The organism is Vibrio sp. R12-SW3-ISO1 (assembly GCF_059834005.1).
This window is the reverse complement of record NZ_JCBDGK010000052.1, coordinates 200,859-226,120: the sequence shown is the minus strand read 5'-3', so window position 1 is coordinate 226,120 and position 25,262 is coordinate 200,859. Positions and strand designations below refer to the sequence as shown.

At 49.1% G+C, this 25,262-nt stretch carries 24 protein-coding genes and 2 tRNA genes; 11 read left to right on the top strand and 15 right to left on the bottom strand.

Annotated features, from left to right (window positions below):
* Positions 1-56: 56 nt before the first annotated feature.
* From AC6R0R_RS17795 to AC6R0R_RS17775, 5 genes are all read left to right on the top strand, one after another.
* The gene (locus tag AC6R0R_RS17795; RefSeq protein ID WP_500627691.1) at positions 57-1,148 is read left to right on the top strand and encodes a glycosyltransferase; all 1,092 of its coding nucleotides are present in this window, start codon (positions 57-59) and stop codon (positions 1,146-1,148) included.
* Positions 1,145-2,332, top strand: coding sequence for a glycosyltransferase family 2 protein (locus tag AC6R0R_RS17790; RefSeq protein ID WP_500627690.1), 1,188 nt, complete (start codon positions 1,145-1,147; stop codon positions 2,330-2,332). The genes AC6R0R_RS17795 and AC6R0R_RS17790 overlap by 4 nt, the downstream gene beginning before the upstream one ends.
* Positions 2,333-2,344: 12 nt before the next feature.
* A complete protein-coding gene (locus AC6R0R_RS17785; protein WP_500627689.1) occupies positions 2,345-2,974 on the top strand; it encodes a sugar transferase in 630 nt (209 codons plus the stop codon).
* Positions 2,975-3,120: 146 nt separating this feature from the next.
* Positions 3,121-3,197: transfer RNA gene (locus AC6R0R_RS17780), tRNA-Val, on the top strand.
* 36 nt (positions 3,198-3,233) lie between these two features.
* Positions 3,234-3,310 (top strand) — tRNA-Val (locus AC6R0R_RS17775).
* Between the two features lie 389 nt (positions 3,311-3,699).
* On the opposite strand, the gene eat is transcribed toward AC6R0R_RS17775, so the two are convergent.
* The 3 genes from eat to AC6R0R_RS17760 are packed head-to-tail and all read right to left on the bottom strand — an operon-like array spanning position 3,700 to position 7,391.
* The gene (eat, locus tag AC6R0R_RS17770; protein WP_500627688.1) at positions 3,700-5,100 is read right to left on the bottom strand and encodes an ethanolamine permease; all 1,401 of its coding nucleotides are present in this window, start codon (positions 5,098-5,100) and stop codon (positions 3,700-3,702) included.
* Between the two features lie 11 nt (positions 5,101-5,111).
* Positions 5,112-5,990, bottom strand: a complete 879-nt coding sequence (gene eutC, locus AC6R0R_RS17765) for an ethanolamine ammonia-lyase subunit EutC (RefSeq protein WP_500627687.1) — start codon at positions 5,988-5,990, stop codon at positions 5,112-5,114.
* Positions 5,991-5,993: 3 nt separating this feature from the next.
* Positions 5,994-7,391, bottom strand: a complete 1,398-nt coding sequence (locus AC6R0R_RS17760; protein ID WP_500627686.1) for an ethanolamine ammonia-lyase subunit EutB — start codon at positions 7,389-7,391, stop codon at positions 5,994-5,996.
* 212 nt (positions 7,392-7,603) lie between these two features.
* Here AC6R0R_RS17760 and AC6R0R_RS17755 point away from each other — a divergent pair, with 212 nt between their 5' ends.
* Positions 7,604-8,548: a helix-turn-helix domain-containing protein gene (locus AC6R0R_RS17755; RefSeq protein WP_500627685.1), complete on the top strand. Its 945-nt coding sequence runs from the start codon at positions 7,604-7,606 to the stop codon at positions 8,546-8,548.
* A 42-nt stretch (positions 8,549-8,590) separates the two neighbouring features.
* Here the strand turns inward: AC6R0R_RS17755 and AC6R0R_RS17750 are convergent, their stop codons facing one another.
* Positions 8,591-9,628, bottom strand: a complete 1,038-nt coding sequence (locus AC6R0R_RS17750) for a polysaccharide lyase family 7 protein (protein ID WP_500627684.1) — start codon at positions 9,626-9,628, stop codon at positions 8,591-8,593.
* A gap of 360 nt (positions 9,629-9,988) precedes the next feature.
* Here AC6R0R_RS17750 and AC6R0R_RS17745 point away from each other — a divergent pair, with 360 nt between their 5' ends.
* The 3 genes from AC6R0R_RS17745 to AC6R0R_RS17735 all read left to right on the top strand — a co-directional run bounded on the left by AC6R0R_RS17745 (position 9,989) and on the right by AC6R0R_RS17735 (position 12,828).
* Positions 9,989-10,948: a TRAP transporter substrate-binding protein gene (locus AC6R0R_RS17745; protein WP_334552255.1), complete on the top strand. Its 960-nt coding sequence runs from the start codon at positions 9,989-9,991 to the stop codon at positions 10,946-10,948.
* 73 nt (positions 10,949-11,021) lie between these two features.
* Entirely contained in the window at positions 11,022-11,519 is a 498-nt protein-coding gene (locus AC6R0R_RS17740) for a TRAP transporter small permease (protein ID WP_487903464.1), read from the top strand.
* Positions 11,520-11,523: 4 nt separating this feature from the next.
* The gene (locus AC6R0R_RS17735; protein ID WP_334552257.1) at positions 11,524-12,828 is read left to right on the top strand and encodes a TRAP transporter large permease; all 1,305 of its coding nucleotides are present in this window, start codon (positions 11,524-11,526) and stop codon (positions 12,826-12,828) included.
* A 204-nt stretch (positions 12,829-13,032) separates the two neighbouring features.
* Here the strand turns inward: AC6R0R_RS17735 and AC6R0R_RS17730 are convergent, their stop codons facing one another.
* The 4 genes from AC6R0R_RS17730 to AC6R0R_RS17715 form a co-directional block, all read right to left on the bottom strand.
* A complete protein-coding gene (locus AC6R0R_RS17730) occupies positions 13,033-14,502 on the bottom strand; it encodes an EAL domain-containing protein (protein WP_500627683.1) in 1,470 nt (489 codons plus the stop codon).
* 96 nt (positions 14,503-14,598) lie between these two features.
* Positions 14,599-15,072, bottom strand: coding sequence for a response regulator (locus AC6R0R_RS17725; RefSeq protein WP_500627682.1), 474 nt, complete (start codon positions 15,070-15,072; stop codon positions 14,599-14,601).
* Positions 15,065-16,399 carry an ATP-binding protein gene (locus AC6R0R_RS17720; protein ID WP_500627681.1) on the bottom strand — a complete coding sequence of 445 codons (1,335 nt, stop codon included), beginning with the start codon at positions 16,397-16,399 and terminating at the stop codon, positions 15,065-15,067. Before AC6R0R_RS17720 ends, AC6R0R_RS17725 begins: the two co-directional genes overlap by 8 nt.
* Positions 16,389-17,807 carry an SLC13 family permease gene (locus AC6R0R_RS17715; RefSeq protein WP_500627680.1) on the bottom strand — a complete coding sequence of 473 codons (1,419 nt, stop codon included), beginning with the start codon at positions 17,805-17,807 and terminating at the stop codon, positions 16,389-16,391. The genes AC6R0R_RS17720 and AC6R0R_RS17715 overlap by 11 nt, the downstream gene beginning before the upstream one ends.
* Before the next feature lie 400 nt (positions 17,808-18,207).
* On the opposite strand from AC6R0R_RS17715, the gene AC6R0R_RS17710 reads away from it, so the two are divergent.
* On the top strand, positions 18,208-18,516 hold the full coding sequence (locus tag AC6R0R_RS17710) for a hypothetical protein (protein WP_487903459.1): 309 nt from the start codon (positions 18,208-18,210) through the stop codon (positions 18,514-18,516).
* Positions 18,517-18,681: 165 nt separating this feature from the next.
* Here the strand turns inward: AC6R0R_RS17710 and AC6R0R_RS17705 are convergent, their stop codons facing one another.
* Both AC6R0R_RS17705 and AC6R0R_RS17700 read right to left on the bottom strand, forming a co-directional pair.
* A complete protein-coding gene (locus AC6R0R_RS17705) occupies positions 18,682-19,602 on the bottom strand; it encodes a LysR family transcriptional regulator (RefSeq protein ID WP_500627679.1) in 921 nt (306 codons plus the stop codon).
* Between the two features lie 125 nt (positions 19,603-19,727).
* Positions 19,728-21,614, bottom strand: a complete 1,887-nt coding sequence (locus tag AC6R0R_RS17700; protein WP_500627678.1) for a methyl-accepting chemotaxis protein — start codon at positions 21,612-21,614, stop codon at positions 19,728-19,730.
* Between the two features lie 190 nt (positions 21,615-21,804).
* On the opposite strand from AC6R0R_RS17700, the gene AC6R0R_RS17695 reads away from it, so the two are divergent.
* A complete protein-coding gene (locus AC6R0R_RS17695; RefSeq protein WP_500627677.1) occupies positions 21,805-22,005 on the top strand; it encodes a DUF2986 domain-containing protein in 201 nt (66 codons plus the stop codon).
* Here AC6R0R_RS17695 and AC6R0R_RS17690 read toward each other — a convergent pair.
* The 5 genes from AC6R0R_RS17690 to nirD all read right to left on the bottom strand — a co-directional run bounded on the left by AC6R0R_RS17690 (position 21,991) and on the right by nirD (position 25,255).
* Complete coding sequence (locus tag AC6R0R_RS17690) at positions 21,991-22,470, bottom strand: LabA-like NYN domain-containing protein (protein ID WP_500627676.1); 480 nt, start codon at positions 22,468-22,470, stop codon at positions 21,991-21,993. The genes AC6R0R_RS17695 and AC6R0R_RS17690 overlap by 15 nt on opposite strands.
* Before the next feature lie 137 nt (positions 22,471-22,607).
* Positions 22,608-22,997, bottom strand: coding sequence for a glycine zipper family protein (locus tag AC6R0R_RS17685; RefSeq protein ID WP_500627675.1), 390 nt, complete (start codon positions 22,995-22,997; stop codon positions 22,608-22,610).
* Between the two features lie 80 nt (positions 22,998-23,077).
* A complete protein-coding gene (cobA, locus tag AC6R0R_RS17680; protein ID WP_500627674.1) occupies positions 23,078-23,854 on the bottom strand; it encodes a uroporphyrinogen-III C-methyltransferase in 777 nt (258 codons plus the stop codon).
* 103 nt (positions 23,855-23,957) lie between these two features.
* Complete coding sequence (locus AC6R0R_RS17675; RefSeq protein WP_500627673.1) at positions 23,958-24,812, bottom strand: formate/nitrite transporter family protein; 855 nt, start codon at positions 24,810-24,812, stop codon at positions 23,958-23,960.
* A 119-nt stretch (positions 24,813-24,931) separates the two neighbouring features.
* The gene (nirD, locus tag AC6R0R_RS17670; RefSeq protein WP_500627672.1) at positions 24,932-25,255 is read right to left on the bottom strand and encodes a nitrite reductase small subunit NirD; all 324 of its coding nucleotides are present in this window, start codon (positions 25,253-25,255) and stop codon (positions 24,932-24,934) included.
* Between the last annotated feature and the right edge of the window lie 7 nt (positions 25,256-25,262).

Here is a 25,262-nt window from a genome sequence, read left to right as displayed (position 1 = left end):
CACATACTGCAGTTCCATAGTAACCAACACGGAACGATCATCAGTATGAGGTGCCCATGACCACACAACGTAAACTTACCTTTCATGTTGTTCAACATCTCACCCCCGGCGGGATAGAGACATTGGCGATTAACATGGCCAAGCTCGCGTCTCCAGAACATAAAGTGCTCATCATCAGCCTTGAAGGTCAGCTTCAACAAGCGATTGAGGCCTGGCCAGCGCTCGCAGAGATTCAAGACAAACTGCTGTTTCTTGGCAAAGGGCCGGGGGTGGAGTTAAAGACATGGAGCACGCTCTACCGTCTATTTCGAATCATGCAGCCGGATGTGGTGCATACCCATCATATTGGCCCTCTGCTTTACGCCAGTGTCGCGGCGCGATTGGCGGGGGTGAAACATCGAATTCATACTGAGCACGACGCATGGCACCTTGAAAACAGCAAGTCACGCTGGGTACAGGGCGCTGCGCTCTCTTTCTCTAAGCCTTGGCTGGTGGCCGATGCGCAGCATGTCAAAGGGGTGATCGACGGCCACTTTGGCTATTCTCGCTCCACCGTGATTCACAACGGGATTGATTGCACCCGCTTTAAACCGGCCGCAAAGCCACTGGCTCGTCAAGCGCTCGGTTTACCGACCGATAAAAGGCTCATTGGCTGTGCAGGCCGCTTAGAAAACGTTAAAGGGCATGATGTCGCGATACGTGCACTGGCAACACTGCCACGCCATTATCATCTCGTCATCGCAGGCAGAGGCAGTGAGCGTGAGTCATTGATTGCGCTCGCCCGCGAGCTAGGCGTCGAGTCTCGGCTCACTCTACTTGGATTGGTAGAAGATACCGCACGCTTTTACCCATGCTTAGACGCTTTTGTTCAACCTTCGCGCTTTGAAGGGTTTCCTCTCGCAACGCTGGAAGCGCAAGCGTGTGGCATTGCTACTGTCGCGACCGATGTTGGCGGCACTGCGGATACCTTGTGTCCACAATCTAGCCTGCTAATAGAGCCAGACAACGTCACCGCCCTCAGCGAAGCCATTTTGGCGCTAGAGCGCCGCACGCTTCCCCACTCACCGCGCCCGTTTGTTGAAAGACAATTTGAGATACGCGAGATGATCAAAGCCTATCAAATGCTCACTAAGGAGGCATGCGCATGAGCGATACGATGTTAATGGCGCTATTTGCCCTGTCCGCCAGTTTGGTGATTTACCATCATATTGGCTATCCACTTCTATTGGCGTGGTATGCGAAAAAACATCCCGTCAACGCGCCGCGCCATGCCAATCGTGGATTTAAAGCGCAAAAAGAGGATGATCAATGTGCTTCCATCACCATTTTGGTCCCCGCTTACAATGAACAAGCATGGATTGCTGAAAAAATTCGTAACCTAGCCTGTTTAGATTACCCAAAGAACAAATACCAAGTGATGATTCTGTGTGACGGCTGTACTGATGACACCGTGCATATCGCGCAGCAAACGGTGCAAGAGGCCATCTGCGCCGATACCCACTTCGAAATCAAGAATTTTGCCACTAACCGCGGTAAAGTCGCGGTGCTGAATGAGCAGATTCCTTTGGTGACTACGCAACTCACGGCGCTCAGTGATGTCTCAGCCATCATCTCAGTGGATGCGCTGATACTTGCTAATACTCATTTCCAAAACCGTCAGGTTGGGGTGGTCAATGGTCACTACCAGCTGTTTGGCAGCCAGCATCAAGGCGAAAACCGTTATTGGCAGTATCAGACCAAAGTCAAACAGCAAGAGGTCAGCTTAGGTTCGACTTTAGGCGCACATGGCGCGTTTTATCTCTTTCGCACTTCTCTTTTTGATTCTCTCGATGAGAATACCATCAACGACGATTTCATTTTGCCGATGCGCATTGTGAAAAAAGGCTACCAAGCGGTCTATGAGCCTGAGCTCGTCGCGATCGAACTCGAACCCACTAACCCAGACAGTGATTTCAAACGTCGCCTGCGCATCTCAGCAGGAAACATGCAGCAAGTCATACAGTTAGCGGACATGCTCTTACCCAAATACCGCGGGGTTGCTTTTGCTTTTCTCTCTGGCAAAGGGCTCAGACTCGCCACGCCGTATCTATTGATTGTCTGTTTTGTTACGGCTTTGCTGCTTGCAAGCTACCCGCTGTTTAGTTTGGCACTGTTCGTGCAATGCCTCTTATACACAACCGCTGTGTTGAGTTACTTGTTCCCCATCCTCTTTCGACACAAGGTGTGCAAAGTGATGTTGTATGTGGTGATGGGTCATTACGCAAATTTTGTCGGTGGTCTGCGCTATCTATGTGGCGTCGGCGCCAAAGGTTGGACTGGTCAAAACCAGTAACAGGAGTTCATTATGTCTGCTTACACTACGATTAAACATTCTAAACGCGCGTTCGACGTTACCGTTGCCCTGATTGGTCTGGTCTTATCCGCGCCCATTTTTGTGTTGGTCGCCCTCGCTGTCAAGCTCACCTCTCCCGGCCCGGTGCTCTACAAGCAGTTGCGAGTAGGTCAATCCAGCCCCGATCGAATGGCGCTGTTCGAAATCATTAAATTTCGTACCATGTATCAAGACGCGGAAAAAGTCAGCGGCGCCGTCTGGGCCACCGACAACGATCCACGCATCACTCCTGTCGGCCGTTTCCTTAGAAAAACACGCCTTGATGAGATCCCGCAGCTGCTTAATGTCATCAAAGGGGAAATGTCACTGATTGGCCCGCGCCCAGAACGCCCAGTCTTTTATCAAAAATTGGAGACCGCCATTCCCTACTTTGCCGACCGCACCTATGGCGTTATGCCCGGCATCACAGGGCTTGCGCAAGTGAACCAAGGTTACGACTCCTGCATCGACGATGTACGCCGTAAAGTCGGATTCGACCACAGCTACGCACTCTCTTTGTCGTCAGTGAAGTCTTGGTTACTGATGGACATGGCGATCATGACCAAAACCGTCAGCGTAATGTTTAACGGCCGTGGCCGCTAACACGTGACCCAATGCACACTTTATCGCCAATAGCGTCTAAAACGGCGCCAATTCGATTAGATATAAAGCAAACACACTCAAATCATTGAAATTAGGCTTGCACAGGGAATTAAGACTGGTTAATATTCTCGGCGTTCCAAGGGAATGCGTCCGTAGCTCAGTTGGTTAGAGCACCACCTTGACATGGTGGGGGTCGGTGATTCGAGTTCACTCGGACGCACCATTCCTTTTTGCATAAATATGCAATAAATTAAATTTTGGATCCGTAGCTCAGTTGGTTAGAGTACCGCCTTGACATGGCGGGGGTCGGCGATTCGAGTTCGCCCGGATCCACCAAATTCGTTCTTATAGAACAAGCACAAAGCCCGCATCTTGCGGGCTTTGTTGTTTTTAATCACTGTAATTTTGTGTTGATTAAATCCTAAATTCTTACCCTACTCCCGTAATTACTAAGCGCATACACATTCATTTTTTATTCACCTACAACAATCAACTTAATACTCAAAAACGCTCGGTGTCCATCTGGTGTCCAAAATGGTGGCTAAGTAAAAATTGTTTGGTGACCAAAACGGAGTCCAAACTGAAAGTTGTAGGACTCAATTTCGGTGTCCATGAAATATAGAAGGCTCCCCCTCGTTGCTGTAGCCAACGCAATAGCCAATATCGCCAGACGTATAAAAGCCAAGCGATATCCGCTTGGCTTTCATAGTATCGAAACTGTTTACTCAAGAGGCGGTCGATTCAAGCTCTTGTTCAGCAATCGAGAGCATGGCGAACTCTTCTTCTGCGGTACCCGCCACTAAGTTATTGCGACTATAGAGGCCATAGTAGGCACCACCAATCACGAACAAGCCGAGTGTCATCATAAAGGCAGAAGGATCAAACGCGTACACCCCTGTCATGGCAATCAACGATAACACCAAACAGATCGCCGATGTGACCACACCGCCCGGTGTTTTGTATGGTCTTGGCAATTCGGGCTGTTTGACTCTAAGCAGAATATGACTCAGTGCCATCAGCGCATAGGACACGGTCGCTCCCACTACCGCCATAGCGAGGATCAAATCGCCCTCTCCGGTTAATGACACCACAAAGCCAAAAATACCAGGGAAGATTAACGCGCGAGAAGGGACTTTATTTTTGCTCGTCAGTGACAAGCTCTTCGGTAAATAACCGGCTCTGGACAAAGCAAACACCAGACGACTGTAGCCATAAATGATCGAAAAGAAAGACGCGACCAGACCGGCAAGCCCTAACACGTTGACAATGGTGGCTATCGTCGGATTACCTGTCAGTTTAAGTGTATCCACTAACGGCACCGCACTGCTACCAATCACGGTTGACCCTACGGCACCCGCCAACAGAAGCACAACTAACGCCGCAGTAAACAGCAGAAATAACATCGCGCCTATGATGCCTTTAGGTACATCTTTCGCGGGGTCTTTAGCTTCTTCAGCAGCCAGTGGCACCCCTTCTACTGCCAGAAATAGCCACATCGCAAATGGCAACGCTGCCCAAACGCCATACCAACCATAAGGCAGCGCCTCTGTGGCTTGCGCGCTCGCAGGCGCAATATCGAATAGATTGCTGGCGTCAAAATGACCAATAAGCACCGCGGCGGTCAACAGGATGGCGAACACCGCAAGACCGCTGATCACCATCATCACTTTGAGCGCTTCCCCAACACCCGCTAGGTGCACAGCGATAAACGCCGCATAAAAGAGTGCATAGACCCAAGGCCCATCAATCCCGATCAGCTCATTGACGGCAGACCCAATGAAAATAACAATGGCCGCTGGTGCCAACGCGTACTCAATCAAGACGGCAAGCCCGGTGATAAACCCACCCGTTGGGCCCATGGCTTGTCGTGCAAAACTGTAACCACCGCCTGCGGCTGGGATCGCGGCAGACATTTCCGCTAAAGAGAGAACCAAGGTTAGATACATGACTGCCATCGCGACGGCGGCAATCAGAAATCCGCCCCAACCCGCTTGGGCAATACCAAAGTTCCACCCAGCGAAATCCCCGGAGATCACATACGAGACCCCTAGTCCTGCTAATAGCACCCAACCGGCAGTGCCTCTTTTCAGTTGCCGTTTGGCAAGGTATTCTTGATGTTTCGTCATAGTCATTCCCTTTACTGTTTTGAAATTAGAAAGTTCGATTGATGTTGTTCACCGAGCGTCAGGCCATCTTGCTGCTCATCCATACTTGATCGGTCTTTGAGATTAACGCCTGTCAGCTTGAGCGAACGCGCTTCTTCAAGAAGATAACTGGCGCGAAAAGCAGCGTCGGAATAGTTCAAACCTTGTGGCCGAATGTTTGAGATGCAGTTTCGCTCAGAGTCTTTACTGCCTCGCTTGGCGCCCCAGGTGAGGTACATCCCCATGCTGTCCGGCGAAGTGAGCCCTGGGCGCTCACCAATAAGAACAACAACCATATTGGCATTGAGGCACTGGGCTACATCGTCACCGACTGCCACTCTTCCCTGCTCAACAATCGTGATGGGGGCGATGCGCCAAGGCGCGTTGTGTTGGCTGGTGAGTCTCACAAGCAGAGCCTCCAGCAGTGGCACTGCATGTCGCTGAATCGCTACCGATGAAAGGCCATCGGCCACAACGAAGGCCAAGTCATAAGCGTGTTGGTCATGTCGATGCTGCGCGATCACCTCCATGCTCTCTTTGCTCAGTTCACGGCCAAAGTCGGGCCTTTGCAAATATTCGAAGCGGTCGTTGGCTTTTGATTTCGCCACAATGGGCTCGCGTCCTATCTGGGAAGTCATTACGCTTGATTGAGTAATGTCCTGCGCCAGTTTGTTAATGTCGAGCGCGCAATGCACCGCATCCATCGCCTTGGCATGGTCAAAACTAAACGACAGCCATTCGTTGGTCGGCACACTACTCCCGCAGCGGCCGAGTGCAATGCGTGCGGAGGTGAAATCTTTCAGTTTCTGCCACGGATTCTCGACCACACTTTCTCGAGCAGGATGAGACTCAAATCTGATCACTTTACCCATCAACTACGCTCCCTGGATTCGATTCATTGCGTTGGAAAACGACTTCGCGACTTGATTACTGAGGCGTACACCGCTGACATCTTCAAAGATCTGCATCTCCATTAACCAACGTTCAAACTCTGGCGCGGGCTTTAGTCCGAGCACTTTGCGCGCGTAAAGCGCATCGTGAAAAGAAGTGGTTTGATAGTTAAGCATGATGTCATCAGAGCCGGGGATCCCCATGATGAAGGAGCACTCAGCCACACCAAGTAGCGTCAGCAAGTTATCCATGTCGTTTTGATCCGCGTAAGCATGGTTGGTGTAACAGATGTCGCAACCCATCGGCAGCCCGAGCAGCTTGCCGCAAAAGTGATCTTCTAATCCGGCGCGAATGATTTGCTTCCCATCGAACAGGTACTCAGGACCGATAAAACCCACCACGGTATTCACCAGCAGCGGATCAAAATGACGGGCCACAGCGTAGGCGCGCGTCTCGCAAGTCTGCTGATCGACACCATGAAAGGCATTGGCCGACAGCGCCGTGCCCTGGCCTGTCTCAAAATACATGACATTGTTGCCCACTGTGCCTCGCTTTAGCGAGAGTGCGGCATCTTGAGCCTCTTTAAGAATATTGAGGTTAATACCAAACGTGTCATTGGTACCCTGCGTGCCGCCGATAGATTGAAAAACCAAATCAACCGGCGCGCCCATCTCAATCGCTTCGATGGTGTTGGTCACATGGGTCAGAACACAGGATTGAGTAGGAATCGCGTAATGTTGAATAACATCATCCATGAGGGTCATCAATTTGACCGCTTGCGGCACGTTGTCTGTCGCCGGATTGATACCGATCACCGCATCGCCATTGCCATACATCAAGCCATCGAAAATGGTCGCGGCGATCCCGTTGAGTGAATCTGTGGGATGGTTGGGCTGAAGGCGTGTGGATAGACGTTGGGGTAAGCCGATCGTGTTGCGAAACGCCGTCACCACCTCACACTTCTTCGCGACGAGAATCAAATCTTGATTGCGCATGATTTTGCTCACTGCCGCGACCATTTCAGGGGTTAGGCCAGGCCGAATTGCGGTCAAAGTGTGGCTATCGGCTTCATCACTCAACAACCAGTCTCTCAAGCCACCCACCGTCAGGTGAGCGATCAACTTGAACGCCTCACGGTCGTGTGTATCGATGATCAAACGCGTGATTTCGTCGTCCTCATAAGGAATAAGAAGATCATCGAGAAATGTGCTCAGTGGCAAGTCCGCCAGCGTCATTTGCGCAATTGCGCGCTCGGTGGCGGATTCTGCTGCCACGCCAGCCAAACGATCGCCTGATCGCTCAGGTGTCGCTTTGGCCATCAGTTCCGTCAGTGAAGCAAAGGTATATACTGTCGTTCCTTGCTGTCGTCGATAAATCGCCATCCGTTACCTCTTTTTGGCTATTGGTGCAGTTCTTGCTCTCTTCATCAATCCCAGTAAGAGAATGAACTCTTTAAGCATGTGTTTAAGAGGAATGAAGCGAAAACTGTTCCAATCAACTATCAAGAATTGGCAATCTTTAACCCCTTTTTATTCAATGAGTTAATGATGGGCGCCCCACAATGGCGCATAGTGGAGATTAGGAGTATTACAGGATGGATCTCGATACCCCAACCAGTGAACCAAACTTGTGCACTCGTCACTGTAATGATGCAAATCAGCAAGCAGGCCAATTGATTAACTGGCATCAAGAGTATGATCAACTCAGCGAGGGGAATTTTAGTGGGATGATACAAGAGCGACGGTTTCGTCATCTGCATGTGTTTCGTGAAGACAGTAATCGTTCACTTCGTCAGCAATGCTCGATTGAAGAAGGGATATGGTTAGGTCTCAGCGTCGAGGCTAGTGCGATTACTGTCAACCAGCGGCCGATGAATGCTTCTGATATTCTCGTGCGTGATAGCAACAGGGAGTTTGAACTCGTCACACCGCGAGATTATGCCATCTACGGTATCGTCGCTGATCAGTCAGTGCTTGATCATGTACTGTGTGAAACCGACCATCAAGGTACCGGTCTCAACCCCGCATTACTTGGAATCACAGACGAGTCATCCGCCAATCTCCTCAGACGTTACCTCAGTGTCCTGCTCAATCCAGAAAGGCATGTATGGTCAGCGCACACTCATCAGCGATTATTGTGTGATTTCATTAGCGAATTACTATCTCGCAGCTCTGCGCCAACCCCTCGGGTGGCGGCCCCTCAGCAACAACGTCTTATCCAGAGCGCCATCGACTACGTCACTCAAGCGCCCTCTCATCGCCCCATCACCGTCAGTGAGCTCTGCCAAGCGACACATGTCAGCCGAAGAACGTTGCAATACGCCTTCGAGCACTATTGCCAGGTGTCACCCAAACAGTACATCAAGCGCGTCAGGCTCAATCAAGTAAGGCGTGCCCTGCAGGCGCGACTCGAGGATAGTTCGATTTCAGACATCGCTTTTCGCTTTGGCTTTTATCATATGGGAGAGTTTGGCCGTAGCTACCGTCAATTATTTGGAGAGTCGCCGTCTGAGACGCGAATGAGTGGCACTCGTGACTGAGCACGGCGAACTCTTTACCTATCGAAACGCTGTCTATTAAGACTATTGGCCATTCAGTTTTAACTCTGTGAAGGTCACGCTGTTGTAATCACCGTTGAGTTTGTCCACGGCAAAATCACCCGTGCCCTCGCAACCCGGCCCCCATATTGGGTGACTGTCCTGAACGCTACATTGACCATAGGCGCCTGCTTTAAAGTAGAACGCGTCTTTGGCGTAGCCGGTAGGTGAGTCCTTGTCATCAATCCCCTTACTCAAATCAATCTCATAAGTCACGGTGTCATGACGGTCCGTTTCAAACGTTAGAGACATGGTGGTTCCGTTAACTTCAATTTGATAACTGAATGACTCACCTAAGGCGATGCCCGCTTCACCAGGCTCGGCGTCATTTTCCCAAGTGTTACCCCAGACTGGATAGGCGATGTCTTCTCTATTGGGATCGTCTTTGGCTAAATTTCGTTCATAGTTCCAGAATACTGAACCCATTTTATGATTTGGAAACTTCTTGTAGAAAATTTTGATCGGTTCGTTTCCGTGACCAAAACCTGTCTTGGCTTTGATTTGATCGTTGTCTTTTTCAGCGTGAATCTGCCCGACCACCACAGAATAGGCGGGATACTTATTTGGATACTTAGCATGAAGAGAGACATGATTAACCTTGAGCGTCGCTTCGAGTTTACCGCCAATAGCACTGAATGATTCGGCTTCTGGATGGCTCGACAATGCCCAGTTGTTTAAAGGATCATGCGTTCCGATTGCAAAGTTCGCGCCTCTTGCCATTTGGCGCAACTCCGAACGAGCATTTTTGGAATTTTTGGTGGTGATGGCTTTATTGTGCACTTCAAACACCAAATGCCCTTGGCTATCGAGGTAGAAAAAATCCGAGTGTGAATAACTCATCATCGCGACCCCCTCAATCTCATCGACTCGGCCATCTTGGTTAATGTCTGAAGGAATGGTGATCTTCCAGTGGCGCATGTCGAACTTGTCTGCAGGGACGGGATAGTTCACACCATTATTGGCCACATCAGCAAGTGTAGGTAAGGACAGAAGTAGCGACGTCGCCACTAACATTTGTTTCATTTTGTCACTCCTTATTGTGTTATTGTCCTACATACTAGTGATCATTTATCGTTCAAAAATAACCAAGAACGAAAAAGCCAATCCAACTCACAGTATAAAGTTGCATTTTGCCACGCAGATCAAAATGCCACCAAATCAGCCTAAATTACGCATTAAAGTAAAAATAAAGTCCAAAAATGGTGATTTTAGCAACAATAAATATGAGTAAAATCACAATTCAGTTTAAATTCCACTCAATTATGCTGGCTTGCCGCACATATAAACTTTTGTGTCATTGTATTACAAATAATTCAAGAAAATACTGATGAGGAAGTTTGAAAGACTCTTCACTCTACCGACCAAAATAAAAAGGATGACAACATGAAACAGACGATTCTGACGGTGGCTGCCGCCTCGATGATCTTGGCTTTCGGTGCGCAAGCTCGAACGCTAACATTAGGTCACGCGATGAACCTAGAGAGCGCTGCCCATGCAGGGATGGAAATCTTTGCGGCGAAAGTGAAAGAAAAATCCAATGGCGAAATGGACGTAAAAATCTTTCCCAATGGCATGCTTGGGTCAGAGCGCGATCAAGCAGAGCAAGTCGTGACAGGCGCCATCGATATGGCGAAAATCAACGGCTCGTTGGCTGAATCGTTTGAACCCACTTACAAAGCGATTTCTATCCCATTCTTGTTCCGTGATGCAGACCATATGCATACCTTTATGCGCAGTGAGACAGCACAGCAACTTCTCCAGTCTAGCGAAGGAAAAGGGTTCATCGGGCTCACACTGTATGATTCTGGTTCACGCAGTTTCTACAGCTCGAAACCCATTCAAACCCCCGACGATCTTGCTGGCCTCAAAGTCCGTGTTCCAGAATCTCCAACCATGATGGAAATGGTGAGACTGCTCGGTGCACGCGCGACGCCCGTTCCGTTTACGGAAGTGTATACCGCGCTTCAGCAAGGCGTGATTGACGCGGCAGAGAACAATATTTCCAGCTTGGTCGAAATGAAACACTCTGAAGTGGCGAAATACTATTCCATGGATCAACATATGATGACGCCTGATCTCATCATGATTTCAGAAGTGACATGGAGTAGCCTCAATGACGCTCAGAAAGCCATTGTCCGCGAAGCTGCCGCCGAATCGATGGAGGAAGAAATTAAGATCTGGGCTGATATCGACAGTAAGAACAAGAAATTAGCCGAAACATTGGACGTAAAATTTGTTGAGGTTGACAAAGACAAGTTCCGCGAAAAAGTCGCGCCGATGTTGGACAGTGCCAAGCAAGATCCTGTCTTAGGCACCTACATTGAAGCCATCCAAAAGCTCTGATTTCCCCCTAAAGTAACAAGCCCCACCATCGCGGTGGGGCTGCAACTTTGAATCATTGTAAATAGGAGTTTCAATGGTTTCTGCTCTTAACACGTTAAAAACGACGTTAGATAAAGTGATACTCATACTGTGTGGCGTGGCCATTATTAGCCTTGTCATTACTGTGACTTGGCAGGTGTTTAGTCGCTACGTACTTAACGATCCTAGTTCTTTTACTGATGAGCTTGCCCGGTACACCATGATATGGTTCGGTCTGCTGGGTGCCAGTTATCTGTTCGGTAAAAATGGCCATCTGGCCATCACCCTTTTTGTCGGTTCAGTGGGACCTAAATACCAAAAATACTGCCATCTACTCATCAACTTGGTGTCGTGTGCCTTTATCTATCTTGCCATGATCAAAGGTGGCAGCCAGCTCATTGGTCGGACAATGCTGCAGTTTTCGCCTGCGCTACAGATCCCGATGGCTTATGTCTATTTCATTTTGCCGCTCTCAGGAGCGTTAATGCTGGTTTACCTTCTTCTCAACACCTTACTGCTCTTCAACCAACAAGAGCGTCGCATTCAAGGGTAATGATATGGATATCTCTGTAGGTTTTTGGCTTTTATGCCTCTTTATCGTCATGATCAGCTTCAGTATTCCGATTGCGATCGCCATCGCAATGTCCTCACTGGTGATCATGTGTACTATCCTTCCTCCTCACGTGGCCTTCATGACCGCAGGTCAAAAGATTGTCACTGGCATTGATAGCTTCAGCTTGCTTGCCATTCCTTTTTTCATTTTGGCAGGGAACATCATGAATCGAGGGGGAATAGCCAACCGGTTGGTCGAGTTCGCAAAACTCTTGGTTGGAAAAATGCCCGGCTCGTTGTCACATGTGAATGTGATTGCCAATATGTTGTTTGGCTCGGTTTCCGGCTCAGCGGTCGCTGCGGCGGCAGCGGTAGGAAAAACACTAGAACCAGAGCTTGAAAAGGAAGGCTACGACAAATCGTTCGCTACCGCAGTGAATGTAGCGTCGTGTCCATCAGGCTTATTAATTCCACCCAGTAATTCATTGATCGTCTTCTCTGTCGTCAGTGGTGGTACGTCCATCGCGGCGCTGTTTATCGCCGGTTATGTGCCAGGCATTTTAATGGGCCTCAGCTGTATGGTTGTCGCCTATTTTATTGCCAAGAAAAAAGGCTATCGAACCTTGTCGCAACCCAAAACAGCGAGAGAAATTCTCACCATTACTTGGCGGGCAATACCGAGCTTGGGGTTGGTCGTGGTCGTCATTGGAGGGATTATAGGGGGGATCTTTACCGCCACTGAAGGCGCGTGTATCGCCGTTTTGTATTCGTTTTTCTTGTCATTATGTTATCGCACTCTCGGCGTTAAAGAGCTAAAAACCATCTGTGTGGAAACGGCTGAAATCACAGGGATTATGCTGTTCTTGATTGGTGCATCAACAATTATGTCTTGGGCGATGGCCTTCACCGGTTTGCCTAACCTCATCAGTGAATGGATGCTATCGATTTCAGACAACCCGATTATTATCTTCATTTTAATGAACGTGATTTTGCTCATCGTCGGGATGTTTATGGACTTAACCCCTGCCGTGCTTATTTTCACGCCAATATTCATGCCCATCGCAACTCAACTCGGTATGCACCCGATTCACTTTGCGATGATGATCATCTTCAACCTATGCATCGGGATAGCGACACCCCCAGTAGGGACCGCGCTATTCGTCGGCTGCAGTGTCAGCGGCGCAAGGATAGAGAGCGTGATACGTGCAGTATTACCGTTTTGCGCGGTATTGATCATCACTCTCCTGCTCATCACCTTTGTCCCAGACATCAGTTTGGCCCTGCCCCGAGCATTCGGTTTGATTAACTGAGTTTAGCCCCCCGTCACGCCATGTTACGGGGGGACTTTGCTATTCCCTAAAACCCACTACCAATATTAATATACAGAGCACTCTCTTCGTCACTGAACGCGACATCCATACCGAGATGCAAACCGTAGCGTCTGGCAATTTTGTGCACTTGGTTTTGCCTCCTAACTGAGTTAGACGCACTACATCCATTCAACCACGCCACAACTATAGATCTAACTGCCCAAGCGGCACCGGTTTACTGTACAGGTAGCCTTGGTGCAAGTTGACCCCTTGTGAGAGAAGGTAATCGGCTTGTTCCGCGTACTCAACTCCTTCGGCGATCATGGTCAGGTTGAGCGCTTTGGCTAGATTAATGATGGCGTTAAGCACTGGTGCGCTCACGCTGTCGACGCCGATGGTATCAACAAAGCACTTGTCAATTTTAAGCACATCGATTTTGGTCTGCTCTAACACCGCGAGTGAGGTTTGTCCGGTGCCAAAATCATCAATCAACACTTCGAGACCTTTTTCGCGCAATTTTGCGATGCCCTCTCGGGCTTGACCATCGAGCAATTGACGCTCGGTCACCTCTAAACCTAATACAATGTTGCGCTTTGCGAACTGGTGGTGATGATTCACCAAAAATAGTTGCTTCTCCGCTGAGGCAAAGTAACCCGGCGGGAAATTGATCCCTAAGTGGAACGGCGCATCAAAGTGGCGATCGCACCAATCATTCCATGCTTGCTTGACCACCACATCGGTCAACTCATTGATTAAGTCAAACTCCTCCATCACGGGAATAAACACATCCGGAAAGATCAAACCTCGAGTGGGATGCTGCCAACGCACCAACGCTTCCACCCCGACGGTTCGACCACACGCCGCATCCACTTGCGGCTGATAATGGAGCACAAACTCATTGCGACGCAGTGCGAGCTTAATTTCTGCGTACATGCTCCGCTCTGCGCTCAGCTGAATTCTAAGTAAAAACACCGCGATATAAAGCACGATTAACGCCAGTACTGCGAGACTCACGTAATACAGCGTGGTCTGTCGAATTAACTCGCTGCTCGCCTCGACGAGTATTCGATGGCCAAATTGACTGGACTCTATCGAATACACGAACCAACTGTTTGGGATACTCGCACCAGCAGGAGCAACTTTGCCGTTTACGATTAACACCGCCGTATTGATGTTCGGCTCCGTCAGATAGCCCAAACGTGCCCGCATAAAATCTCTATCCACCAGCGACACTGCGTGGTAGACCTCTCCATCAATCACACGTGAATTAATCACCGCTAGTGAGACATCCACAGAGTTAGGGAGCGGAACCACCTCAATGCTCTGATTCTCCACCGGTTCGGTCAGCGGAAACAACGCACTGGTGTTGCTCAATGATGAGCAGATCACTTGGCCATTGCGGAGGGTTTGCTGCTCTTCCACCTCACGTTCAAAGCGCATGTTTTGCTGAATAACATGACAGAGATTGGGCGCGATGAGTGCGGCGCGGTTTTCATCAAGAATACCGTTGATGATGCGCTCATAGGTGACCATGTAATGGTCACCGATATCTTGCAAGGTTTGGTGAATTTTTTGCGTAGCAAAGTAGACTGAGGCAACAAAAATCAACAGAGGCGGGATGACATACACCGCGAAGCGCGACGAAGCTTTTTTAACCTGACGATATCCAACCATAGCCAACTCAACTTACTGTTTATAATAATATTATAGACATAACCTCAACATCGAGGTTATTCAATTTTCCTGTGCACTTTCACGCTTTGTTTGCGCCTAGCTGAGTCGTTTCAATACGATGGTTTGATCAAGCTGCTGATGAAAAGGTTGATAATCGAGTCCCGTATCAAACAGATATTCTGTCACCAAGCTTCGCACGCACCCTTGCAATTCCTTTGCGCTCCAAGGTTTTTCAAAATAGTGACTCACCCCGGCGGTGTTGATAGCGGTGATGGTGTCGGTGTGGGTCGCTTGTCCAGTGAGCAATACTTTCTTGGTGTGCTTAAATCGGTTGTCATTGGTGATCTCGGTTAAGAGTTCTACCCCTGTCATTCCAGGCATAACATGATCTGAGACCACGACCGAGATAAACTCGCCCTGTGCATCAAGCTCATCCATTAACTCCAGCACTTCCTCTCCAGATTCACAATCTAACACCGTGAGCCATTGGTTGAGTGGCTCTAAATCCTGAACGACCGCACTTAATACTTCTCGTTGGTCGTCAACACAAATGACATTCAGCTTATCCATTGCTCTCTCCTAACGGTAACTTAACGCGAAAAATGGTGCGTGAAGGATCGCTTTTGACCACCACACTACCGCCATTTTCGCTGACGATTCTTTTAACGATGGCAAGCCCAAGGCCCAAGCCAAACGATAGACCACCTTTTTTGGTGGTGAAATTGGGCTGAAAAATTTTGCGCCGGGTCGGCTCATCAATCTCTGGCCCATTGTTAGCGATGGTGACCAAAATCCTCTGGTTGACCACCTTAGTGTGTATCTCTATCATCGGGTCGTCTGTGCTGTGCATCGCATCACACGCGTTTTTGATGATGTTGCTCCATACCTGAACAAATTCGGTCGAGGAGCCTTGAATCCTTGGCAATTGAGCAGGCCGCAAGTGCACATTCACTCGGCGTAAATCACTTTGCAGCAACGCAAGGGCTTTGTTGAGGGTGTCGTTAATGTCGAGCAGCTCCAACGGCTCATTGTCCGTGCGCCCAAGCTGTTTCACCGATTTGACGATGGCAACAGAATGGCGCGCTGCATTGCGTAAATCGTGCATCCCCCTGCCCATCTGCCAATATTTGAGCGCAGAATTGACATCGCTTAGCCATTCGCTTGGCACCTCATCACTGGCCAACGCGCGTGCGAGCGCACTAGCGGTATTGCTATCAACGCGATAGCGCTGCTCGATGTTTTTTGCCAAACGGCGAATCTCTCGTGACGAGATCATTTGCCCTTGCCGCAAGCCAAAATCAAAGTGCGCTTTATAGGCGGGTTTGACCTCAGAAAGCAGTTCACTCAGTTCTTGTTGCAGGCGCTCCGTTTTGCTACTGACAACACCAATCGCATTGTTGAGTTCATGGGCGATCCCCGCAGCCAGTTGACCCAAGGTGGTCATCTGCTCGGCGGTATGCAGCTGTTGCAATGCTTTTTCTTTGGCTAGCGCTTCTTGGGTCGCTCGGTGCTGGCGGCGATTGAGTTCATTGACCATCACCGGCATAAACTGCGCATTGAGCGGCCCCAACCGTTCAGGCTCCACCGCTGCCGTGGTGCGATCAATCCAAGCCAGTTTGACGTCCGTTTTGCTGATGACCGTTGAGGAGGCCGTCCACGTCCCGGAGAAAAAACTGTGCACGCCAATGAAGGCACTTGGCCCAGCGGTAAACACCTTAATGCGTTTGCCTTTGGATTCGGATTCAACAAACCCCTCAAGCTCACCTTCTCGAACATAGTAGAGCCGATCGTTACTGCCATTTTGTTGCAAGATCACCTGATTCGCCGCCAAATCAATTTGGCGTTCTGGATCTGAAAAATAGTGACGAATCAGCTCGTCCATGACGTTATCCAACATGGCCGATAAGATTTAAAATCCACACCAACACAAAGCTCAGTAATACGCCCACCACGCCAAGAATCACCCCGACTTTCGCCATCTGGTTACTCTGTACGTGACCGGTTGCGTGCGCCAGCGCGTTGGGCGGCGTACTGATGGGCAGCGACATGCCAAGGGATGCAGCGAATGTCACTACAAGAATCAAGGTCACTTCACCGCCCAATGGTGCCAGTGACGTCATCGAGGTGCCAAGCGCGGCCATAATAGGCATCAACAAGTTGGCGGTTGCAGTATGAGACATGAAATTCGCCATCAACAAGCAGAGCATTGCGGCGCCAAACAGGACAACGTAAGGAGAGAAAGCATCAAACGGAATACTGTGAACAACACTTTGTGCTAATCCGGTTTTGTCCAGCGCGAGACCGAGCGCAATACCACCGGAAACGAGCCATAGGACATCCCAAGAGATCTTCTTCAAATCTTCTTTGTTGATGATGCCGGTGAGCGAGAAGATCGCGACCGGAATTAGCGCCACGGTGTAGGAGTTCATACCGTGGCTAGAGCCCATCAACCACAATACAATGGTCAGAGTGAATGTCGCGTACACTAAGATTGCTTTCGGCGTCTTGAGGAATTTTCCTTTGATCGACAATTCAATGCGTTGCTGCTGCGCACGGTAGAGACTGTTCATTAACACCCATGCGAGCGCCATCATCACCACGACAAACGGCACACCAAATGCCATCCACTCACCAAAACTGATGCTGTTCTCCCCCACCAGATACTTCAACGCGATCGCGTTAGGCGGCGTACCGATTGGCGTACCGATGCCGCCGATATTGGCCGCGACCGGAATACAAAGTGCAAACGCCACACGCGCTGGATCTTTGGGGCCAAACAACGCAATCACCGGCGTTAAGATCGATAGCATCATCGCTGTGGTGGCCGTGTTGGACATAAACATGGAGAAGATGCCCGTGATCAGCATTAACCCAAGCATCACATACTTAGGATCATGGCCAAACGGTTTGAGTAATACTCGTGCTAAGTTCACATCCAACCGGTATTTGGTTGCGGCCATCGCCAAGAAAAAACCACCCAAAAACAGCATGATAATTGGGCTTGCGAAGGTCGCCATAATGTCCGAGTAGTTGAGTAAGGTACCAAAGTGCGCCTCACCCTCATTGGCGCGAAACCAATAAATACCCTTGTTGGAAACCAGCAGTAATTCCAACACAATAATCACCACCGACGTAGCATAAATGGGAATCGGCTCAAATACCCAGCACAACGCAGCCAGTAAAAAAATCGCCGTTACACGTTGTTGTACTAGCGTAAATCCGTCAAACGGGAAAGCGGACAGAGGTAAGGCGAGAACGATCAGTGGAATCACGATCGGTATAATGAATTTCAAGTACTTTTGCATGACACAGCTCATCCTGAGAATAATTTCTCGCCGCAGTATCAGGCTTTAGAAAGCTGACGACCCTAGTGTCGGATCAATCTTTTTGCAACTATACCAATGAGTTATTTGGAATGTGATCTAGAGCTCACTTTTCACGTGCTACGCGACAACGTGGCTGACATCAAGCGCTCAATGTGCTGTTATCCATGCTCGCCAGAAAAATAAACGTGCAGATTTAGCCACAATAAAATTAATTTCGTGACATTGGGGTGGTTAATTTAAAACTCAATAGCGATATTGTTGCCATTTTTGCACATGTAAAATGACAAACGTGATATTTATCACACTTATGGTTTCGCGCAGAATACATTCCGTACAGAGAACAACTTCTCCCATGTGAACAAATTCTGAGGAAATCAAAATGAAAAAAGTATTATCAGTACTCGCCCTTACCACACTGACTTCAAGCATGGCTTTTGCGGCTAGCGACTACACACTGAACGTTGAACCTAACAACAACCAAGCGAAAGTTACCGTATTGAAAGATGGCCAACCGGTCAGCAACGTACCGGTTAAAGTCGTCGGCAACGGCACCAAAACTCACATTTCAGGCTCAAAAGGCACCTTCGTTGCGGCAAACTTGTTCGATAACGGCCGTACCTTCACCTTTGAACTGGTTGATGACAACGGCGAAGTCGTTCGCGAACAACGTTACCTCACTTCATTCTAAGTTAGACGGTTGCTGTCCACAGCTGTCTGCGTGAATCGTCACAGTGAGACGCGCCTTGTTCGGCCAGTCTGCTCAGTATATCAAAACGCCCAGTATCAACTGGGCGTTTTTTATTGCTCGGACGTTACGGTTCGCTCTGCTTTCACTCAATCTACTTGGTGTATGTTAGCTAAAGTACTGCTCCCACACTGGCGGCGTCCCGATGACTTGCTGAGCAATATCAATAAAGGCTTTTGCCAAAGGCGAAACGTTGCGGTGAGTATACAGGGCGTAGACATCACCAAAAGAGGGCATGTGATAATCGGGGAGCAACTGAACCAACCCCATCTTTTCGATTTCTTTAGAAATCATAAACTGACCAATCATGGCATACCCCATCCCCGACTTAACGCTGTCTATCACTAACTGAGGCTCATTGACGCGATATGGCCCAGTCATGGTGAAGGTGTCCAAGCGCAAGTTATCTTTCGAGTGAATCTGCAATTTATCAATCACAATACTGCTGTTGGCGTAAATAACCGCTGGGAGCGCCACCAATTGCTCAGGGGTCTCAGGCAGACCATGCTGCTCAACAAACTCTTCAGACGCCACCAGCGCCAATTTGTTGTCCGCCAGCCGTTTCGCCACCATGGACGAATCCCTCATTGGGCCGATGCGAAACGCAAGATCAATACGCTCTTTGATCACATCAACACGTAAATCATCCAGCACCAAGTTGACGGTCGCTTTCGGGTATTTCTCCAAAAACGCTTCCACCACCTTTTGAATGTACTTACGCCCAAACAGCGTGGTGCTTGAGATCCTCAAGTTGCCGACCGGTTCACTATGGTAAGACTCGGCAATTTGCTTGGTCTCTTCGAGCAACGAACTGACTTTATTGGCTTGATCCACAATCTGATAGCCGACATCGGTTAGCGACAACGAACGGGTAGTTCGGTTGATAAGCCTTACCCCTAAATGCTCTTCAAGCTGTTTCACCTGTTTAGAGAGCACTGAACGGTCGAGATTGAGTCGGTCTGCCGCTTTGGCAAACGAGCCCGCTTTCGATACTTCCAGCAACAGCTCCATCCTACTGGCCAAATCCATTCACACCTCTAATTATCTATCCACCATTCATTGCGCCATAGTAGCGGAGCTACACAAAAAAATTAAGCCCGCCAAATGACGAGCTTAATGGGTAGTCTTGATAAACCAAGTGCTAATCGAAGGCGTTACACTTTGAAAAAGCCAAGTTCTTCTTTTTGCGTGACTGCGAGTTTTGACAGCTCAGCCGAGGCTTGCAGCGTTTCATCCACACCCGAGACATTCTTTTGCACCAGATCATAGGCGTGAGTGGTGTTTTGGGAAATGTCCTCGGTGACGCTAAATTGCTCTTGCGCGGCAGTCGCCACTAGCGTGTTGATTTCAGAGATGGCGTCCACCGCACGATAAATCTCTTCAAATGAGGCTTTGACGCGATCTGCGAGCTCGACTGACTCCTCAATCAACTCAACATTTTTGCTCATATTGTGCTGCGCCACATCAGATTGTTTTTGCAGCTTTTCAATGATCTCTTTGATGCTCACTGTCGAGTCTTGCGTTTTGGATGCCAAACTGCGCACTTCGTCCGCCACAACGGCGAAGCCTCGCCCATACTCACCCGCACGCGCCGCCTCAATGGCTGCGTTCAGCGCCAGCAAATTGGTTTGCTCCGAAATAGTATTGATGACTTCAATCACGCTACTGATCTCTAGCGCAAACTGGCGCAAATCGCTGACAATTTGCGCGCTGTCATTGACGGAGGCGCTGATAGAATCGGTCAACGCGATGTTTTTCTCCAGAGTCAGCTTACCGTTGGCGACATTCTCACGTGCACCTTTGGCAACCTCTTCCGCTTGCACCGCTTGCTGACTCACCTCTTGAGAGGTAGAAGACAACTCATTGATGGCTGTGGATATTTGTTCCATCTGCGCCAACTCTTGATGTGCGTTGGATTTGGTGTCATTCATGATGACGTTGAGTTGCTCTGACGCCGAGGAGACGCTTTCCGAGATGCCGTGTGTGTTCTTAATCAGCTCAGAGAGTTGCAGTTTGAGCTTGATCAGAGAGAGATAAATACCCGTCTCTTTGCCCGTTTGCGGGATCTCTTGACTGAAATCCCCTTTGGCCATATCTTCCATCAAATGCGCAATTTCATCGGGCGTACCACCAACCGGGACTAATACCAGCTTGTCGACCAACACAAACAGCACGCCAATCGCTAGCAGCAGACTCACAAAACCTATGACGGTAGATGTGATCAATTGATCGTTCGCATTGCGCTCAATTTGAGCATCGCGGATGAAGGTGACGAACTTCCATCCACTGACATCAAGCTGTGTCCAAAAGGAGGTGAAATCAACCGCCTCACCATTCACCACCGCCTCGTATTGTAGAATCTGGGTATCCTTGTTGAATTGTTTATAGAGCGGGCGCTCTTGGTAGATGTTTTTTCCTAATAGATCTTGATACGGGGATAGCAAAATAGTGCCATCTTCACCATATAGGAACATATCATTGCGACCTTTGATTTTAGTCAGCAATGAATCGAGATAGATCGAAGTGATCACAGCCACGTGAGAATTGATTTTGTAGGCCAATACCACCACTTCTTTTTGTGTCACAGCAGAGACAAAAGGCGGTGAAACGAAAAATGTCTTCCCTTGTGTGAACAGTGCAGTGTAATAAGAGCGGCTGAGCTCTTTAACGTTGAAATCCATTTGGCGACCTTCCACGTTGTATATGCCGCCATCCACATCAATAATATACGCGCCCTCAATAAAAGACTGCTGTGTGCGATAAAGCATTTCCAACTGCGTCACCGCTTTGGCCGATAAACCTTGGTCAGTGATATCACCAACGCTCACCTTAACGCCCGACAAGACGTGTTGGTAGCCAGTAAACTTCTCAGTTAGGTAGGTTTCTACTGCAGCATTTTTCTCCATCAGCACTGTTTGGCTGAGAGCCACGCTCTCCTCTTTGAATGATAAAAATCCAGTCACCGTCAGCAATGCAACGATGACAACAATCATACTGCCAATCGCCGCGGATATTTTCAGTTTGAATGAATTCACACTCATTTCCCTTTGTCGTTATTGAAATATGCACTAAGGGTAAAGCGATGCTGCCAATCCTTTATTGATCGGGGTTAATCTTGATGCTGAAACTATCACTACGAGTGATAATTTAACCATTCAAATGACGGGGGAGTCTTGCAGCGTAGATGGAATCTGCTAGGATGTGCGCCCTCTACTCGATAAAGTGTTCACCATGAATCGTAAAAAACGCATCAACCAGATTTTGAAGTCAAAACAGAAAAAAGCGAACGCTAAGTTGCACAAAAGCAACAAGCCGCGTTACATCTCTAAAGCCGAGCGCGCCAAGCTTGAAAACGGGGAAGAGAACGCAACCCAAGTATCAGACAATGAGACTGAGCAGAGCGCAGCCGATTCAGAATCAGCGACGCAGTAATAGATCGTGGTCGATGGCGATGAATCGATCACTCGCCTCTATCAAACTTTGCGCTGTCAGTGCCTCGACACCGTAAACGTCAACGGGCGTATTAAAACGCTGCTTAATACGCTCCAGTAACAAGGTAAAATCCCCATCCCCTGACAGCAGAACGACTCTATCCACTTGGGCCGCCGTCTCATAGACATCGAGCGCGATACCCACATCCCAATCCCCTTTCGCACTGCCATCTTGACGCTGGATGAAAGGTTTCAACTTCACATCAAACCCGATACCACGCAAGATATGGTGGAACTGGCGTTGTTTAGGATCATGAGAAGCGATGGCGTAAGCATTGGCGATCGACACTTGACGCCCTTGCGTTGCCACGTACCAAAATTGGTTGTAATCGAAGTGAGCGCGGAACTGCGCGCGCGTGGTGTAATAGATGTTTTGCACATCCACAAAAAGTGCGATGGTTTCCATCAAGTGCATCCAACCTGGTGATTTAGCAATGGTTCGGCACTGTAACAGAATTCGATGAGGTTGAGAAATCGGTCTATTGGCAATAACAATAGCGGCAGAGAATCCCTGCCGCTATTGCTCGTCTAGCCAACGAGTTGTTAATTTAATACGGTGTAGCCACGGTTGGTCATGCAGTTACGCATCACGGTTTGGCGTTCAGCTTCATAGTTTTTCTGGTTTTCACGGCGATCTTTACTGCCACCAAGCACACCAACCGCTAAGCCCACGCCAGCGCCCTTCTTCGCACCTTCAGAACCTGAACCACCAGCAATTGCCGTACCCGCCGCTCCCAGCGCTGCGCCTTTCGCTGCGCCACCGACAGCACCACGTGATTGGGTGTCTTTTTGCACTTGATTGGCCAACTCTTCACATTGATGTTTATCGTAGATAAAGTCTTTTTCATCAACGCCGTTTTTATCAATAATCAAATTGGCGTTTGCGCCGGCTGCCATGACAAGGCTGGCAAATAACGTGGTCATTCGTTTCATCGTTGCTCCAACAAAGCGTTCGCGTTAATTCGTTGTTAAGGAGAATAAGCAACCCTGCGCCGCTTCACTAGGAATAACGATTATTCCGTCTTATTTTCTGGTGCAAACCAATGCAATGAACGATGCAATTGTGTGACGCTGCCGACCACAATCAGCGCGGGGCTCACGGCTTGTTCGCCTAGACTCGCCAGATCTGCGAGTTTACCCGTTAAGACACGCTGCTCTTTACGAGTGCCATTTTCGATGATGGCGCAGGGCATGTCGACATCCATACCCTGCTCAATAAGATTGGCCTGAATGTGGCGACACTGTTTTAAGCCCATATAGAAGACTAACGTGTTGTTTGGCTGTGCCAGCGCGGACCATTGAATCTCTTGTCCATTTTGTTGAACATGACCGGTAATAAACTGCACGCTCTGGGCATGGTCTCGGTGCGTCAAGGGAATCCCCGCGTAAGAAGTCGCACCTGCGGCGGCGGTGATGCCCGGCACCACTTCAAATGAGATATAGTGCTCGGCGAGCGCTTCCAACTCTTCGCCACCACGGCCAAAGATGAATGAGTCACCACCTTTAAGGCGCACGACACGTTTGCCTTGCTGGGCTTTCTCCACCAAAATTTGATTAATTTGATCTTGCGGTACACAGTGAAAATCGAGCTGTTTACCCACGTAAATCCGCTCTGCCTCAGGGTTAGCGATGGCGAGGATCTCCTCTGACACCAATCGGTCGTAAACCAAGACCTCCGCTTGCTGGATAACTCGATACCCTTTCACTGTCAGCAGATCCGGATCGCCCGGGCCCGCTCCGACTAAAGAGACAAAACCACCTTGATTTGTGTTAACGGCGTTTGTAGACATAGCCACCACTCTTAAAAATTCACGATAAAAAGTGACAATCGCTCTATTGAAATCATCACTTGTTATCGAAATTCAGCCCCGCGAAGAGCGGGGCTGATTGACATTATTTCGCGTTCAATACCGGAGTTGCTTGCGCGTTCGTCTCTTCTGCGTCAAGCGCTGGCGCTGTTTTCGCGTGAGTGAGATAGAGAGGGATGCAGGTAAACACAAGGCCACCAACAATGTTACCTAAAATCGTTGGGATTAGGTTGAAGTTTAACCATGTCGCGACACCAAAATCCGCACCCAGCATCATACCTAGCGGGAATAGGAACATATTTACTACTGCGTGCTCGAATACTAGCGCGAAGAAAATAAAGATAGGGAACCACATAGCGGCGATACGACCACTTAAACGGCGCGCGGTCATATTACCAATCACACCGAGACACACCATGAGGTTACACAAAATGCCGCGCACGAAGCAGGTGATCCAACCATCCATACCTAATGATTCAAAACCCGACGAGCGTGCTGTTGAAGCATTGATGATGGTTTTAGCGACGGCGCCGCCATCATTGGTGAAGTTGGAGGTCAGTGACAGCGCAATGATGTAAGCGATGAAGATAGAGCCCACTAGGTTGCCTAGGCCAACGAGCCCCCAGCAGCGAAGGACGCGACCCCAAGTGATGCCTGGACGGTTTTCAAATTTCGCTAGCGGCGCTAAGCCAAAGACACCGGTCACTAAGTCGTAACCCATAATACTCAAAATCACAAAGCCCACAGGGAACACCATCGCCCCGACTACACCCAATCCAGTTTGGGTAATCGTCGTGAGCGCCAGAACCACCGCCAGTGACAGGATAATACCTGCCATAAAGCCACGGATAAGTAAATCTCGCGTATGGGTGTTGGTTTTCGCTTCACCAACATTGATCATCGTTTGCACGAATTCAGCAGGCTTGAAATCAGACATCATTGTCTCTCCATAAAGTTTAAATATAAAAGTGAATAGGGAAAGGCTCCCGGCTGTCGCAGCCCTGCGCCAACAGGGAACCTTTAATCTATTGACTCTAAGAAAGAAAGTAAGCGATAACGCTAGCCCTCAATCTCTACCGCCCCTTTCACGACGCGGGCATTAAACGCTTTGACGTTGAAGCGCTCATCTTCCATGCATGCGCCCGTTGCTAGGTTGAAATGCTGCTTTTTCAGTGGACTTGCCACCCAAAGCTCGCCTTTGTGCTCACCGATAAGGCCGCGTGATAACACGTTGGAACGAGCGAAAGGATCCATGTTGCTGATAGCAAACACCTCTTCTGCTTCTGACGGACGAAAGATTGCCACTTGTTGCTCCTTCACTAGCGCACATACGCCCGTGCCTGGGATGATGTCTGTGATGTCACATACTTTTTCAAATGCCATGATGATG